Source organism: Streptomyces sp. NPDC005195, from assembly GCF_040608315.1.
Lineage (GTDB): Bacteria > Actinomycetota > Actinomycetes > Streptomycetales > Streptomycetaceae > Streptomyces > Streptomyces kaempferi.
The window spans coordinates 19,329-35,255 of sequence record NZ_JBEXHZ010000054.1 but is presented as its reverse complement, the minus strand read 5'-3'; the positions used below and the strand labels follow the sequence as shown (position 1 = coordinate 35,255).

The window sequence follows — 15,927 nt, the reverse complement described above, 5'->3', positions numbered from 1 at the left end:
TGTGTTGCTGTTCCCAACCGGACGCACCAGTGGTGTTCCACGGTGGGTTTTTTCAAATGGCGTGCTGGAGGTCATCGCTCGGGTGCGTGCGCCGGGTCATCCGGCACCACCCCCCGCGTTGGCGCCCGATACCCGCCATGCAGCTGGGCCGCTCGCCCGAGAGGCGTTTTCGGTTTCAAATACATCACGCCTCAAACATGCCGGAGATACCGGCGACCGACGAGAGGCAGCGCAGCCAGCGCTCATCGAATTGCGGCCAGGGAATTAGTCACCGTTGTCCCTGGTCGGGACGCCCCTCGAGCGTGGGAATCAGTGTGGTGCCTGCCCGTCAACGCCGGTAGCTCTTTGGGAAGGTGCACCTGCGAATTAGCCGCCGTAGCGACTTACCGCGGCAACGGCCGCGATGCACTGGCGGCACCGCGGCGGTGCGGGAATACGGTCACGCGACAGCACACCGGTCGCGGGAGGCTGGGACAGCCTGCCCAGTGCCCGCGCGGGGCCGCGGGGGCAAAACGCCTATCATTGGTTTTGTGCCAGCACCGCATCGCGTCGTCACCCTGATACTGCCGTCGGTCCTCCTGCTCGACATGGCCGCCCCCACGCAGATCTTCGGGCAACTGGGTGGGGATCGTTACCAGTTCGGACTCGCGGGCCTTCGCAAGGGGCGGGTCGCGACCTCGACGGGCGCGGAGATCGTGGCCGAGCGAGGCCTTGAAGCGCTTCAGGACGCGGACTCGATCGTCGTGCCGGGTCTGGACCACTACTCCACCGCGGCCAGCTACCCCGAGGTCGCCGCCGCACTGGTTGAGGCGCACCATCGTGGCATCCGCATCATGTCCATCTGCACCGGCGCCTTCGTGCTCGCTGATGCAGGTCTCCTCGACGGCCGGCGTGTCACCACGCACTGGTCGGCGGCCGCGGAGCTCGCCTCCCGGTACCCGAAAGTCGAGGTCGACCCAGCGGTTCTGTACGTGGACGAGGGCTCCATCATGACCAGTGCGGGCGTCGCGGCGGGCCTGGACCTGTGTCTGCACGTCGTGCGTCAGGACCATGGCGCCGCAGCCGCCGCTGACGTGGCGCGATGGACGGTGATCGCCCCCTACCGTGAGGGTGGGCAGGCGCAGTACATCCCCCTGCCCGCCCGTGTCGCCGAGGGCTCTGCGTCGGCCGGGGCGACCGAGCCTGCCCGGAACTGGGCGCTGGCCCATCTCGACGATCCGATCTCGGTCGATGACCTCGCCGACCGGGCGTTGATGTCCAGGCGGACCTTTGCCCGCAAGTTCCGCGCCGAGACGGGGATGACACCTGCGCAATGGCTGCTGGAACAGCGGCTGAGGATCGCCCAGTCCCTCCTGGAGACCACCGATCGCCCGGTCGAGGACATTGCGCGGCGGACTGGATTCGGTAACGCGGCCGCGCTGCGGTCCCACTTCAGCCGCCGGCTCCACACCACCCCCACGTCCTACCGGCGAACTTTCAGCGGCCGGTCGTCCCAGTAGCTGACCGTCTCCGCGCGCCGCGCCTCAGCACACTCTTTACATCGCGCCGAAGGCTGTGATGGTCGCGCAGAGGCCTGCCGCACCGCGTCCGTGCCGTACACGCGATCCAACTGCCACTTCCTGACTGACCGTGCAAAAGGTCGCAGGCGCCTTGCGACGGAGCCACGACCAGCCGGCGGACGCGGGGCCCTCGCCCTCGCTCTGGCCCACGCGGCGGTGTGCAGTGTGCCGCGGATTTCACGGCTCCTCGCACGGTGTCACGTCCCTTGACGTCCGGCCCTCCTGGAGCTGGCACGCACGGCCAACCAACCGCCGATCGTGGTCGAAGACGCATCCCTGCGGCGGCGCCGGTGAGGCGCCTGGTGGCACGAAAGCGACGATTAGTGGCCCGCGCGGCCCTGGTCGGACACATGAGCAAGCGCAATACTTTCCCTTAGAAGGATTGATCAACAGCGATAGCCATCGATGCTTTCGCCAACGGGCCAATGCTTTGAATGTGCGACCCGGTCAATCGTTCACTCCTGGGTGGTTATGCACAGGACAGGGCCCACCCGATGACCCTCCGTCTTCGCAGCTTCGCCACAGACCCCCGGTACGGCACGAATGAGAGTTGGCACTGATGTCGAAAACCAAGCCGTTCACCCACAGCAAGCCCGAGATGGAGCTGGTCAAGGGGAAGACGGCCCTCCTTGTCACTGACCTCCAGAACGAGTTTTTCCGCGCGGAGGGGACGACCTACTACGAACTCATCGCGGAAGCGCTGGAAAAGCGCAATGTGCCGGACCACATCGAGGACCTGCTGAAGGCGGCGAAAGAGAATGACATCTACGTCATCCACTCGCCGCACTTCTTCTATACGCCCGATGGCCAGTGGGTCGCTCCCGCCGGTGAGATCGGGGACTACCTCCTGAACTCGCCGAATCACTTCGTGTTCCGGCAGGACTCGATCGAGCTGGACGGGTTCGCTGGCTCCAGTGCGGACTTCCCGGAGCGGTACAAGCCCTATCTCAAGGACGGCAAGACGGCGAACACCTCGCCGCACAGGCTCTTCTCCACCCGACACAACGACGTCGAGCTGCAGCTGCGGATGCGGCGCATCGAGACCGTGATCATGGCAGGGCCGGCGGGGAACATGTGCCTCGAGGCCCACATGCGCGACGTCATCGAGATGGGTTTCCAGGTAGCCATGGTGCGTGACGCAACTGCCGGCGGCGTCAACGACGAGGGTGACGGCTACGAGGCGGCCATGGTCAACTGGCGGTACCTGGCGCACGGCCTGTGGACGACCGAAGACGCCGTCAAGCGGATGAACGCGCTGAGCCAGTAGTCCCACGCGCCAGAGTCGGGCGTCCGCGCGAGATCGCCGGCACGAGAGTGACGCTGAAGCGGACGGCAGACTCCGCAACTGACGGGCGCAGCCCCCGCGGCAGGGGGGCGCTCCGCTCGGCGTCATCGCTGACTACCTGGCCGGGATCGACTTCGACCGGCGCGCGGACCCCATTCGAGCACACCGGTTTCACCGGCTCGGGTGCTACTGCCGAAAGCATCTGAAGAGGTAGGACGTCCGCAGCCGACTGGCTGGGCATCGCGAGGAAGGCATTGCAGTGAGTGATGAGCGCAAAGTAGTCGTGGTCACCGGAGCTTCTCAGGGGCTGGGCGAGGCGTTCGTGAAGGCGTACCGGGAACGGGGCTGGCGCGCCGTCGGCAACGGACGATCCATCGCCGCCTCCGCCCACCCGGACTACATCACGGTGGCCGGCGACGTCGGCGACCCCGAGGTAGCCCGCCGGGTCATCGAGGTCGCGCTGACAGAGTTCGGCCGCGTCGACACCCTGATCAACAACGCCGGGATCTGGCGCCCGGGCCCGATCGCCGACATCCCGGAAGAGCAGTACCGGCGAGTGATGGCAACCAACGTCGACAGCGTCTTCTTCGCCACCCAAGCAGCAGTGCCCGCCATGCGCAGACAGGGCGGCGGCCACATCCTCCAGGTCAGCACCAGCCTGGTCGAGCACGCACTGCAGAACGTGCCCGCCGTCCTGGCTTCCCTGTCCAAGGGCGCCGTCGTCTCCGCCACCCGCGGACTGGCGATGGAACTCGCCCAGGACAACATCCGGGTCAACGCCGTCTCGCTGGGCATCGTGCGCACCCCCTTGCACGAACCGGAAACCCTCGAGGACAAGAGGTCCTTCGCACCACTCAACCGCGTCGGCGAGATCGTCGACGTCGTCCGCGCAGTCAACTACCTGGAAGACGCGGACTTCGTCACCGGCGAGATCTCCTACATCGACGGCGGCCGCACCGCCGGCCACTGACAGAAAGAACGCCAGTTTCATCCGTCCATACCGACACTTGGAATCAAGAAGGCGACGGTGTATTGGGATGAAGGGTCTGAAACTCACCGGTCACGGTTACCCGAACGAGGTCGTGGAGTTGGGCGACGTGCCCGACGTCGGCGACCCAGGCCCCGACGAAGTCGTCATCGACGTCGAGGCCTCGTCGGTCGAGCCGACCGATCTTTACATCATCGCCGGGATCTACGGAGCCCTGCCTCCTCTGCCGCACCTGCTCGGCGCGCAGGGCGTCGGCCGCGTCTCGGCCGTCGGAAGCGACGTCAAGCACCTGAAGGTGGGCGACCGCACGGTGGTGCCGCCACTGAGCAACGCTTGGGTCGAGCGGGTCAAGACGAGCGCACCGTGGCTGCGGCCGCTGCCTGACGCGGACGTCAACCAGCTCGCCATGCTCGGGATCAACCCCGCGACCGCCTACCTCCTGCTGACCGAGATCGTGCCCGTCCAGGCCGGCGAATGGGTCGTGCAGAACGCGGCGAACTCCGGCGTCGGACGGTCTGTGATGGCTGTCGCCAAGTCCAAGGGCATCAAGACCGTCAACGTCGTTCGCCGCCCCGAGCTCGTCGGCGAACTCACGGCGCTCGGCGGCGACATCGTCTTGGTCGACGGACCCGACCTCCCGCAGCGCATCGCGGAGGCCACCGACAACGCCAAGATCGCGCTTGCCCTCGACGGCGTTGGCGGCTCGGCCACACAGCGCCTGCTCGACACCGTCGGGCACTCTGGAACCGTCATCATCTACACCAGCATGAGCGGCGAACCCCTCACTGTGCCCGGGCCGTCCCTGCTGTTCGCGAACCAGACGATTCGCGGATTCTGGATCGTCAACTGGTTCCAGGAGCAGACCAGCTTCGACAAGATCACGGCCATGTACCAGGACCTCGCCGAACTGGTCGCTTCTGGGGCGCTCTCGCTCCCGGTCATCGGGGAATTCACCCTGGAGCAGTACCCCGAGGCGCTCGCCCTGGCCGGAGAGTACCGCGGCAAGGTCATCTTCAAGCCCAACGTGCGCCAGTAACCGCGCACGCGCGGCCCGAAGGATCGCCCCGCTTCGTGCGGTGAGCGGCCGGGAACCCGGACGCCGAGCCACCTCGGGCCCCCCCTTCTCAGCGCAGAGGGCGCACGAGATTTACGGGCGCAGTCCCTCACCCGCCACCGGGTTCGCGATGCGCAGCCCGATCTACGCAAGTTCGCAAACCACCTATTTCTCATCTTGCTCAATACCGTTTGGAGAATCACCGTGACCGACGAGGCACAGCCTCTTCCCGCCGCCCTGCAGATGCAGCACCTCCTGACCGGCTTCGAGGTCTCGCAGGCCCTCTACGTCGTCGCCGAGTTGGGAGTGGCGACGGCGCTGCTCGACGGCCCTCGCAGCATCGAAAGCCTGGCGGCCGACGTACATGCCGACAGCGACGCGCTCGGGCGCATCATCCGGTTCCTGACCCCGCTGGGGGTCTTCCGATCCGTGGAAGGCGGCGTGGAAGTCACCGACCTCGGCCGCACGCTGGCCGACGGCCCGGCCGATTCCGTGCGAGGACTGGCCCGATACTGGATGGAAACGCACTACGGACCGTTCAGCGGTCTGCTCCATGCGGCCCGTACGGGAGAGCCCGGCGCCAAGAAGGTCCTCGGCAAGCCGTTCTTCGACTGGGTCGGCGAATCTCCGCGCCTGACCGCGCTGCAGAACTCCGCCATGGCCGGCGGCGGCCGCGCCCTACGGGGCAACCTCCTGGACGTCTACCAGCTTCCGCACGGACGGACGATCGCTGACATCGGCGGTGCGGACGGCACCCTTCTCGCCGAGTTGCTGACAAGGTTCCCTGAACGGCAGGGCACAGTCTTCGACCTTCCCGGCGTGGTCAGCAAGGCTGCCGATGTCCTGGCCGAGGCTGGGGTGGCCGATCGGGCGACCGTCGTCGCGGGCGACTTCTTCGTCGACACTGTGCCGACCAGCGACATCTACGTGATGTCCGTCGTCCTGCACGACTGGGACGACGCTTCTGCCCTGACCATCCTGCGCAGCGTCGCCAAGGCGGCTGCCGCCGGTGCGCGGCTCGTCCTGGTGGAGACGGTCCTGCCCGAGGGTGACGGGCCCCACTACACGAAGATGCTCGACGTGACCATGCTGGCCATGCTCGGTGGTCGGGAGCGCACCGAGAAGCAGTGGCGGCGCCTTCTGGCCGAGGCAGGTTTCGTTATTGACCGCATCGTTCCCGGGTCTGGAATCGCATCGGCGATCGAGGCCACGCTGACCTGACGGTACGGTCAGTCCCCGACGTAGCGAACGTCACCGGCTCCGCCGCGCAAGCCAACCATCCCGTCCCGTGCAGGCGCCTTCACCCGTCGAGGCGGGTATAGCACGGGCACGGGTGGCTGCGCGGCGGGGCCGTGCTCGTTACGGAGTTTCATTTCACCGACTGGGCGGCGCACTGCAGGGGCTGTCCCCTGCAGCGGAGGCTCGATGAGCCCATGCCTGCGCCGCGCATCTGTTCGGTGCACCGCGGCGACCCCAGCGAACAGGTCGGCCGACTCGGTCCCGTAGGCGGTCAGCGAGCGGCAATTCAGGATGTTCACACTGTGCCGCATTTCGACGGTCCCCTGGCACAACAGCAGCGAGACCTGGCCCTCCTGTCCCTCGTGCTGACTTTCGCCACGAGCACATCTCCTACCACCAGGGGGGGCAGCGGCGCCGAACCGCGATCCCTCTGCTTCTTGACCGTTTCCGGCACCGGTGCCGCATCCGAAGGCGTCGTGCCGGAGCCCACTTCCAGATTCGCCCAGGCCGCTCGTCTAGAGCGTTCGCAAGACAGGTGGAAGCCCCGACGTGATGCCGAATTTCAGAGGTCCGACGCTCAGGGACTGGAGGGCGTTTTTCTCGTCCGTCCACCGCTTCTTTGCGGTACAAAACCGCAGAAAGAGCAGGATTCCGTTGCTCCCGCCGGACCAGCAGTAGACCATCCACCTCGACCCGACGACAAGCCTGGACGTGCCCGTCTTGCACGCCGCGCTCATCGCCCACGCGGCGTCCTCGCCTGCGCCCGACCTGCTTGCCTGCCTGCCTGCTGGACTGACCGCGACCCCTTCCCCGCCTGCGAATGATCGTCAGCACATGCGATCAACCTGATGGCCACCAGCTCACGTCAGGATCGGCGCTGCCGGTTCACATCGGCCGAGGGCGGCCGTCCACGTGCGGCCGCAGCAGCTGCAGCCGCACTCCCGCCCGGTCCTGCTAAGTCGGCGGATTCGTGGTGGCCGTGAGGTTTGCCCGACGAGAGGAAGGCATCCCTGGGGTGCTGCACCGAAGCCAGTGAGCCCTTTCGAACTTGCAGCAGCAACGGGCTGGTTGGGCTGACAACGTGGCGAAGCCCCTGGTAGTTGGGTTTTCGACCAAGAGAACCGTCTCCGCCAGAGGCTTCGCATGCTTGTACTACCGCCTCAACTGGCCAGCTCCATCTCCAGCAGTAGCCGTACTACTTCCGGAAGGCGGAATTATCCTGGAGTTTTGATATCACTTTCATAGAATTCTCTATTGCGTGCAATAAAGTCCTCCACGCCAAGCGGGTCCGCGCCTGTCAGTGTGCGTACGACTTCGTTAGTGCCGGAAAATATTCCATTTTGATAATCGATGGCGACGTTAGTGAGGTGCTGGACCAAGTATGGGTTGAACCCTTTCTCTATCTGTTCAGTGCGGAACTGGTCGACTTCTATGGGTACGTAAGTAACTCGTCTACCCAAGACGCGAGTCATGGCGGCCGCAATCTCATAGTGATCCATCTCTATTTTCCCGAATAGCTCGTAGGTCTCCCCGGCGTGCACATTCGGGTCGATGAGGATCGCCGAAATAACTCGACCCAAATCTTCGGCGGCGATGGGGGCGTGGCGTGCACCAGAGAATGCCAGACGCAGCTCACTCCGTTCGCGATCCCAAAACCGCGTGAGCCACTCTGCGAACATTGTTGGGCGCAGGTGAACAACGCTTCCCGCAAAGTGATCGAGCGTGCGCTCACAGAGCCAATCTTTGCGAGAGGCATGACTGCCAGCATCTCGCCGCGCGGGCATCTGTGACATATTTACAATTGCTTCAATTTTATTCTCAGTAGCTACCTGAAGCATTACGGTCGTAGCCTCAAGCAGATTGGGAAGGATTGGGTAATTGAAATAGACAGCCCCAACATCACGGGTGGCTTTCGACATTGCGGAAAGGTCTGTGAGGTCACCGACTGCTATTTCAGCGCCCATAGCAGACAGCTTGTCAGCACGCTCGTCCAACCTGCGAACCAGCGCGCGGACAGAGCGCCCCTGCTCAAGGAGCCTCATAGTTGTTTGACTGCCAGTCCGACCTGCAGCGGCAGTGACCAGTATTTTGCGAGACACGATATTCCTCTTCTAATATGCGTCTACTCAATGAGAACTGTTCGACAGCAGCCCGATTAGTTATTTTCCCGAAAGGTCGAAAGGCAACCTTATTCATGCCTGCGGCTCAGTGGTTTCCGCTCTAGAGATGTCTGAAATCTTGCATTCAAGAGATTGGTCGATATCCGAGCGCAATGTCCGTCAATCTGTCGCAGCAAGCGTGTAGTGAGCTTCGTAAGACAACGCTACTCCATCGTGTTGATTCGAGCCACAGGAGCCTGAAGGCTAGGTCGCGATCCTGCGCCCCGGCCCTGCAATTGAATTTGAGAGGTGCCACCTGGACTGGTACGTGTGATCGCCGTAACCAATCGTGCGAATAGTTTGTGTAGTAGTGATCCGAAGCTTGAACGGCAGGAGTGCGAGCAGATTCAGCTGGAAAGCGGTGCGACAGATTGGTAGGAGCCTAAAATTACAGCGCTATGGCAGGACCCGAATCCCGCTCGAACGCGGCAGTGAGTCAGTAGCTTTGTTACACGCATCCCTGGGCCTACTTTTCCAGGCTGGATCAAGGCGGTGATCGGGTGCTGCACGGCCTAGAGTTTGATGTGTCGGTGGTCGTGGGGTTAGCTGCTGGCGCCGGCGCACTTCTCCAACTGGTGTTCGTCGAATGAGAGGGGCCTACGCCGATCCATCTGCGTCAGGTTTACGGAGTATCTTGAGGTTCGCGCCGCAGGTTCCGCGATGCTCACACTTCAATAACTACTCTCCCGAGCAGAGCGGACTCGACAGCTTCGTGAGCTGCGACGACCTCGTCGAGCGCGAAGTTCGTAGTAGGTAGGGGACTCAGAGCACCATCGCGCAACGCGTCAGAAACCCCCTTTGCCGCGACGTCCAAAGTAGAGGCCCCAACAGTGAGGAGCTGGACAAAGGAAAGAGTGACATTTGCTGTCATGCAGGAACGAACGTGCAACTCCAGCGGGTTCGTGTTTGCGGCAGCATAAGTAATCACCGTTGTGCGTGGTCCGACCACCGCGAGGTCGAGATCCAGGTTCGCTGCAAGATCTACCTCGATGATCCGATCTACGTGCTCGACCGCTGCCTTGATCTGCTGAATCGCTCCAGAGTTACGATAATTGACGACAGTGTCGGCTCCTGCTTTACGCGCAAGTTCAGCTTTATCTGAATCACTGACCGTACTCACAACAGTGGCACCTGCCCACTTCGCCATCTCGACGGCATAGTGGCCGACGGCCCCGGCCCCTCCGGCCACCAGCACGGTGCGCCCGCTGATCGGGCCGTCCTTGAAAAGGCAGTGATGTGCTGTGATCGCCGGAATTCCGAGACATGCAGCAAAGTCGTCGGAGATACCTTCGGGTAGTGGCACCGCATTGCGCTGGTTGACGACCGTCCACTCCGCTGCTGTGCCCCATGGCAGCTTGACGGCACCGAACCACACCCAAACCTGCTGACCAACGCGTCCTGGCTCTACGCCGTATCCAACGGCGTCGATCTCTCCGCTCCCATCCAAGTGAGGAATTTGGTAGCCATCGATCGATTGCGGAACGTAGCCCGACCGCAGCTTCACATCGAGAGAGTTAAGGGCTGAGCGCCGGATTCGCACCCTAACCTGCCCGGGACCTGGCTCAGGGCGACGGCGCTCGCCGACCCTGAGGACTTCACGAGCCGTGCCATGGGTTTCGTAGTAGGCGGCCTTCATAGAAGAAAAGATAATGCCTTTTTTTGCGAAAGTCAGTACCCGGACCGCGCAGCATGGTGCGGCAGGGAAAGCGCCTGGCCAGGAACCTTGTCGCGACCCTCCGCGGACGCACGGCGAAGAACTACGTTCACCACAGTCTCGGAGTGGTTGCCACCCTGGGAATCGGCCCCGGCATCTTCCAGTTCCGCGGCCTGGTCGTCAAAGGCCTGCCGACCTGGCTGATGCACCGCGGCTACCACCTTCTTGCCGTACCGACCTGGGAGCGGAAGATCCGGTTCCTCGCGATCTGGCTGACCGCCGCCCGCTCGGCCTCTCGGTGACCTCGGGGAGTATGTGGCCCGATGCCTCAACCAGGTGGAAACTCACGTCCCGGCGCGTGACCTCGGGATAGGTATTCGTGCCATGCGACGCAACGTCAGATTCGGACGAAGCCTCTCGAGGAGCCATCTGCGAGCACCTCGCGTCGCAGGCTGCCGGCCGTGAAGGACACAGCGGTTTCGCGAGGCACCGGGCAGCGCCGGGGTCGGTCGGCTCTGTCGCCGGCCCCGGGGCTACTCGCGTGCTTGCCAGATGCTCCGGCGGCTGCCGGGTACCGGGCGGGGTTGAACGGGTGGTCTAGCCGAACAGGGTGGCGTAGCGGGCCGCGCCGCTGGTCAGTGTGCCTTGGATCGTCTTGGTGAGGTCGTCTCCGAGGACCTCATCAGTGCCTGACTCGATGCCGTCGAGCGCGGCGGTGACGATGTGGGCGGGGGTCGCCTTGTCGGGCAGCGGGAACTGCGCGCCCATGGTGGTGTCGACCGGGCCCATGAGCAGGCCGACGACGTGCGTGCCCTGCTCCTTCAGTTCGTGCCGGAGGCCGTCGGTGAGGCTCCACGCGGCGGCCTTCGACGCACTGTAGGAGGCGAAGCCGGGGAAGGAGAGCCAGGCCACGGCCGACAGCGCGTTGAGGATCGTCCCGCCGCCGTTCGCCTTCAGCGCCGGCGCGAACGCCGAGGCGACATCGAGGGTGCCGAAGAAGTTCGTCTCGAACTCGTTGCGGATCACTGAGATATCGCCGCCGATGATCGGCTGCGGGACGGCGATGCCCGCGTTGTTGATGACGATCTGCACGTCAGAGGCCTGCCGGGCAGCGGCCTCGACCTCAGCGTGGTTGGTGACGTCCAACTGGATGGGCTCGACACGGTCGGCCGGCTTGACGGCGTGCGGGTCGCGGGCCGCGGCGTAGACCTTTGCGGCGCCGCGCTCCAACAGCTGGCGGACGAACTCCGCACCGATGCCGCGGTTAGCGCCGGTGACCAAGACGACGGATCCAGAGATTCCCATGACTGACCTCTCTCAACGGGCCTGCGCCGCGGCCATGCCAGATGGCGTGCCGGGTGCCAGACCACTCGGTTGTGACTTGCAAAACGGTGGAGAAGTTCCGGTTGTACGGACACGAGCTGGCCTAACCGATCGCCGCCCCCTGGAGCGCCAGCTGGCCCAGGCGGCGGCGTCGATGACGTGGCAGTCACCGCCGTGGAGCCGCTGGATGGCCTTGCGGCTGGCGGATCACGCGGTGGATCCGCCAGCCGCCGCGGCGGTAAGTACGCGACCAGCGGACACGGCCGCAGGAGGCGGCGCCGATCAGTGCTTTCGCCGAGGCGTTGCCAGAGTCACCACAGTGGTGCAGGCAAGGCAGGCCACGATCATGAAGGCCCAGCCACGGTGGTAGCCGGTCAGGCTGTTCGCGGGGATGCCGGACAGGAAGGTCACCAAGATGGCCACGCCGATGGCGCTGCCTACCTGCCGGGCCATGTTCAGGACTGCGCTGCCGGTGGTGGCGCGGTCGGCGGGGAGGGTGCCCGCGGCAGCGAACAGCGGGGCCTGTGTGAGTCCTGCTCCGGCGCCGCCGATGATGAGGCCGGGCAGGAATCCGGCTGCGTAGTCGGGGTGCAGGGTCGTGGCCAGGAGCCAGAACAGGGATGCTCCCGCGAACAGCAGGGTTCCGGTGATGGCGGGTGCCTTGCGGCCGAACCGTCCGGTGATGCGGCCGGCGTTGAGCGCGGTGGCTGCTGCGCTCAGGGGTCCGGGTGCGATGGCCAGTCCGGTGCGGATGACGCCGTAGTGCCATGTGTTCTGCAGGAACAGGACCGTGATCAGCAGCCACGCCGAGAAGGCGAGGAAGAACAGGAACAGGGCTGCCGATGCGGCGCTGAACTCGCGGCTGGCGCCGAAGAGGGAGGCTTCGACGACCGCGTGCGGGTGCCGGAAGGCCCGCCAGACCGTCACGGTTCCGGCTACGACGGCTCCGGCCAGGAACAGCACGGTCCCGGTGCCGGACCATCCCCAGGAGGTGCTCTGAACCATCGCGGATGTCAGCAGGGCGACCGCGACCAGGAGCGCGGCTCCGGAGATGGGGTCGGGCATGCGGGTACCCTGCTGGGCCCGCACCTCCGGGAGCACCCGCAGGCCGAAGAGGATGGCGGCTACGCCGATCGGCACGTTGATCAGAAAGATCAGCCGCCAGTCGGCCGCAACGAGCAGCCCGCCGACGGTGGGGCCCAGGGATGCGGCGATGGCTGCGACGCCTGCCCACAGTCCCACGACCAGGGTGTGCTGCTCCCGCGGGAAGGCGGGAAACAGCAGGCCGAGCGAGGTGGGGATCACCATGGCTGCGCCGAACCCCTGCAGAACCCGGCCGATGATCATGAAGCTGAGGCTCGGCGCGACAGCACAAACGACCGATGCGACGGTGAACAGCACGACCCCGGCAAGCAGGAAGCGGCGTCGGCCGAAGTGATCGGCGAGTCGTCCGGATGGCACGAGTAGTGCGGCCAGGACGATCGAGTATGCGTTGAGGACCCACGACAGGTTACTCAGGGTGGCGTTGTGGAAGCTGCCGGCCATGTCGGGCAGGGCGACATTGACGATGAATAGGTCCAGTTGCGCCATGAATGCGACGGCGGCGAGGACGGCGAAGACCGACCAGCGCGAAGCCGTCGCCTTCGGCGAAGCCAGGGGCGGTGTCGCCGTCGACGGGGTCGGCGGCTGGGCACCAACGGTTGTCATGCGTGTCTCCCGAGGGGTCTCTGATGTCTCGTTGCGACCGTACACGGTTAGCACGCAACAGAACAGTGCTGAGTCATCTCATGGTTGCGACCGTTGACCAGACGGTCGCGTCGCGCAGTACCATCGGAGGATGGGTAGCGAGCAGGAGACGGCCAGCTGGAAGGTTCCCGCTGACGCCGTCGTCGACTTCGTCAACACCCGGGCCGACGGCGCCGGGCACATCGAGCGCTTCGGAAGTGGTGCGGACCTGCTGCAGTGGGCCCGTGAACGGGACCTGCTGGACGACGGCGCGGCCGTGACGGACTTCGACGTTCTCGCGGCCCGTGAGTTGCGCGAGGCCCTGCGGACTGTGCTGCTCTCCCACACCGACGGCCAGCAGACAGCGGCTCTCGCCGATGCGCACGAGCGGCTTCGCGCAGCCAGCGACCGTTACCCGGTCAGAGCGGTCGTCGCTGCGGGCCGAGTTCGGCTCGTGCCGGTTGCCGGCGGGGTGCCCGGCCTGCTGGGGACCGTGCTGGCCGCGGCCGCGGAGACTGCGCACCGCGACGAGTGGGCGCTGGTCAAGGCGTGCTCCAGCCCGAAGTGCCTCTACGCCTTCCGTGACCGGACCCGCAACCACTCCGGCCGGTACTGCAGTCCGCGGTGCGGGTCGCGGATGTCCATGCAGGCATCACGGGAGCGGAACAAGGAAGACCGGGCCTGACCCGTCGGTGCGGCTCGCGCACGGGCCGCAGTCGCCGAGCAGGTGCGTGAAAAGACGTCGCAGGATAGGGCGGCTTTCCCTGCCTGCCAGCGACTCTCTATGGGCCGCTGCCCTGCTGGCTCGCCTGTGGGCCGAATAGGCCGGTCGCAGGATCGCCGGTCAGGGAGGCGGAGAACCGGGCACCTGGGGCCCACGACCGGCCGTAGCCCCGCCCCTGTCAGGAGGTCTGTCTGCCGTGTCTCCAAGACTCTCATCCTCCGGTCCATCGACGGCCCGTCATTGATTCGCCTTCTTTTCGATTCGAGGCGCCTGGCGGCCTGAGGCGCGGGAGCGGTTCGGAGGAGTCGCGGCGGCACGATCGGGCAGGTGGGCGGCGACACGAAGCCGGGCGAATTCCGCCGCCAGAGCTACTGGGGGGTAGTGCGCGTTGAGCCCGCTGGGGTTGGGCAGCACCCACACCTGGGATCCGCCTAGCACCTCTGTTTGTGGCCCTACTCGCGCGTCCCGGACATCGAATGCCGTGCGGTATCCGGTTACTCCCAAAAACGCCAGCCATGTGGGCCGCAGGGCTTCCATACGCCGGAGGAGGTCCTCGCCCCCTTGGAGGTAGGCGTCGCGCGTGAGGTCGGACGCACGAACCGTTGGCGTACGGACGATGGTGGTGAGGCCGAGGCCCAGGTGCAGAAGGTCGCGTTCCTGCTCGGGCCGCAGTCGATACGGTGTGAAGCCTGAACGATGGAGCGCGGGCCACATTCTGTTGCCTGGAGTCGCAAAGCTGTGCCCACGCATCGCCGATTGCAGGCCGGGGTTGATGCCGACGAAGATGACGTCCAGGCCCTCGTCGACGATGTCATCCAACTGTGGTGAATTCGTGGCATTCACGGTTGCCTCATGCTGCTGCGAGGGGGAGACACCGGCTGTGGGAAAACAGGTCACCCGTGCACTACACGGCCGGTGTTGCCCGTGCCGGCGCATCAGGGCGCCTTCGTGGGTGCGCCGCTGTGCTCGGGCCGGGTCGAGGCAGCCTGAACCGCTGGTGTGGGCCGGGGGCGCTGGGTCAGCGAGGCCGCGATCCCTACAGCGGCAAGGAGCGTGACGCTACCGGAGAAGATGAGCGCGACGTCGTGCGCGCTGATGTGTGCTTCGGCGATGCCGGCGATCACGATCGGGACCGAGAACATCAGGTAGGACACGATGTAGAGCACGGCGAGTGCGCCGGCTCGCTGTGCTGGTCGCGCTACCTGGACGACGGCACGCACGTTGCCGAGGAATGCGAGGCCGAATCCGACGCCGGCGATGGCGCTGCCGGTGAGGAACAGCGCGATGTTTCCGGCGACGATCGCGATGAACGTCAGGCCCACTCCGGCGAACAGCGCAAGGCAGCCGATGAACATGGCCCTGGGTGCTGCTGCCTGCCGGCCGAGGACGACGGCCGTGCCACCGCTGAAGCACATGCAGAACACGGCGAACCCTCCCCACAGGAGGTTCGGAGACCCCTCGATCGAAGCGGCCAGGCCCGGCCCGAGCGAGAGGTAGAAGCCGATCAGGGCCCACAGGGCGATCAGGCTCGGGAGGATCGCGACGAAGGTAGAGCGTGCTTCGGGCGGGATTCCGATGACGGGCTTGAGGGATGCCAGGGCGCCCGGGCGCCGTTCGACGGTCTCGCGCGTCGTGACGACGACTGCGGCTCCGACGACGAGGCCGACGATGATCAGCCAGTAGACCAGGCGCAGGGGCACGGGCCCGTACTGCACGAGGGCGGCGGATCCCAGGCCGCCGAGGGCGAGCCCGAAGGGCGGTGCGGAACTCACCACAACAGTCCCCAGGAGCGAGCCTTTGCTCTCCGAGAGTTCAGCCAGCGCCGCGGACAGTGCGCCGAGGGCGCAGCCGGTTGCCACTCCTTGTACCGACCGTGCGACGCACAGGAGCGCGGTGGAGTTGGCCAGGATGAAGCAGATCATCGCGAGGATCTCGACGATGATCGACGCCAGGATGACGGGTCTGCGTCCGAGGTGGTCCGACAGCCGGCCGGTCACCAGCAGGCCGATGAGAAGCCCGACTGCGTAGAGGGCGAAGACCGCTGTCAGTGTCAGCGCGGAGAAGTGCCAGCGCGCGGCGTAGACCCGGTAGAGAGGGGCGGGAGCGCTGGCCGCGAACATGAATACGCCCAGCGTGAACCCGACGCCCCAGAACGCCGCCATGTCGGGCAGCGCCGGGCGGTGACGGTTCACACGAACTGAAATCATGAGTTCTCTT

At 65.4% G+C, this 15,927-nt stretch carries 12 protein-coding genes and 1 pseudogene; 7 read left to right on the top strand and 6 right to left on the bottom strand.

Features of this window, described 5'->3' with window-relative positions; genetic code table 11:
- Positions 1-530 precede the first annotated feature (530 nt).
- The 5 genes from ABZV34_RS31645 to ABZV34_RS31625 all read left to right on the top strand — a co-directional run bounded on the left by ABZV34_RS31645 (position 531) and on the right by ABZV34_RS31625 (position 6,107).
- Positions 531-1,499, top strand: coding sequence for a helix-turn-helix domain-containing protein (locus tag ABZV34_RS31645; protein ID WP_356284220.1), 969 nt, complete (start codon positions 531-533; stop codon positions 1,497-1,499).
- Positions 1,500-2,118: 619 nt separating this feature from the next.
- Positions 2,119-2,826, top strand: a complete 708-nt coding sequence (locus tag ABZV34_RS31640; protein ID WP_115976506.1) for a cysteine hydrolase family protein — start codon at positions 2,119-2,121, stop codon at positions 2,824-2,826.
- Between the two features lie 277 nt (positions 2,827-3,103).
- Positions 3,104-3,814 carry an SDR family oxidoreductase gene (locus ABZV34_RS31635; RefSeq protein ID WP_356284217.1) on the top strand — a complete coding sequence of 237 codons (711 nt, stop codon included), beginning with the start codon at positions 3,104-3,106 and terminating at the stop codon, positions 3,812-3,814.
- A 67-nt stretch (positions 3,815-3,881) separates the two neighbouring features.
- On the top strand, positions 3,882-4,868 hold the full coding sequence (locus ABZV34_RS31630) for a zinc-dependent alcohol dehydrogenase family protein (protein ID WP_356284214.1): 987 nt from the start codon (positions 3,882-3,884) through the stop codon (positions 4,866-4,868).
- A 222-nt stretch (positions 4,869-5,090) separates the two neighbouring features.
- Positions 5,091-6,107, top strand: coding sequence for a methyltransferase (locus tag ABZV34_RS31625; protein ID WP_356284211.1), 1,017 nt, complete (start codon positions 5,091-5,093; stop codon positions 6,105-6,107).
- A gap of 1,232 nt (positions 6,108-7,339) precedes the next feature.
- Here ABZV34_RS31625 and ABZV34_RS31620 read toward each other — a convergent pair.
- Together ABZV34_RS31620 and ABZV34_RS31615 are read right to left on the bottom strand one after the other, a co-directional pair.
- A complete protein-coding gene (locus ABZV34_RS31620) occupies positions 7,340-8,224 on the bottom strand; it encodes an NmrA family NAD(P)-binding protein (protein WP_356284208.1) in 885 nt (294 codons plus the stop codon).
- 724 nt (positions 8,225-8,948) lie between these two features.
- Positions 8,949-9,920 carry an NADPH:quinone reductase gene (locus ABZV34_RS31615; protein WP_356284205.1) on the bottom strand — a complete coding sequence of 324 codons (972 nt, stop codon included), beginning with the start codon at positions 9,918-9,920 and terminating at the stop codon, positions 8,949-8,951.
- Positions 9,921-9,952: 32 nt separating this feature from the next.
- Between ABZV34_RS31615 and ABZV34_RS31610 the strand changes: the two are divergent.
- Positions 9,953-10,222 (top strand): annotated as a pseudogene (locus ABZV34_RS31610) (NAD(P)/FAD-dependent oxidoreductase); the annotation flags it as partial.
- A 313-nt stretch (positions 10,223-10,535) separates the two neighbouring features.
- On the opposite strand, the gene ABZV34_RS31605 reads toward ABZV34_RS31610, so the two are convergent.
- Complete coding sequence (locus tag ABZV34_RS31605; RefSeq protein ID WP_153547440.1) at positions 10,536-11,243, bottom strand: SDR family oxidoreductase; 708 nt, start codon at positions 11,241-11,243, stop codon at positions 10,536-10,538.
- Positions 11,244-11,543: 300 nt separating this feature from the next.
- Positions 11,544-12,968 carry a DHA2 family efflux MFS transporter permease subunit gene (locus tag ABZV34_RS31600; protein WP_356284201.1) on the bottom strand — a complete coding sequence of 475 codons (1,425 nt, stop codon included), beginning with the start codon at positions 12,966-12,968 and terminating at the stop codon, positions 11,544-11,546.
- Positions 12,969-13,098: 130 nt separating this feature from the next.
- On the opposite strand from ABZV34_RS31600, the gene ABZV34_RS31595 reads away from it, so the two are divergent.
- Positions 13,099-13,671, top strand: a complete 573-nt coding sequence (locus ABZV34_RS31595; RefSeq protein ID WP_356284198.1) for a CGNR zinc finger domain-containing protein — start codon at positions 13,099-13,101, stop codon at positions 13,669-13,671.
- A 276-nt stretch (positions 13,672-13,947) separates the two neighbouring features.
- Here ABZV34_RS31595 and mug read toward each other — a convergent pair whose 3' ends face one another.
- A complete protein-coding gene (gene mug / locus ABZV34_RS31590) occupies positions 13,948-14,553 on the bottom strand; it encodes a G/U mismatch-specific DNA glycosylase (protein ID WP_356284195.1) in 606 nt (201 codons plus the stop codon).
- Between the two features lie 92 nt (positions 14,554-14,645).
- The gene (locus ABZV34_RS31585; RefSeq protein ID WP_356284192.1) at positions 14,646-15,917 is read right to left on the bottom strand and encodes an MFS transporter; all 1,272 of its coding nucleotides are present in this window, start codon (positions 15,915-15,917) and stop codon (positions 14,646-14,648) included.
- Positions 15,918-15,927: the final 10 nt, after the last annotated feature.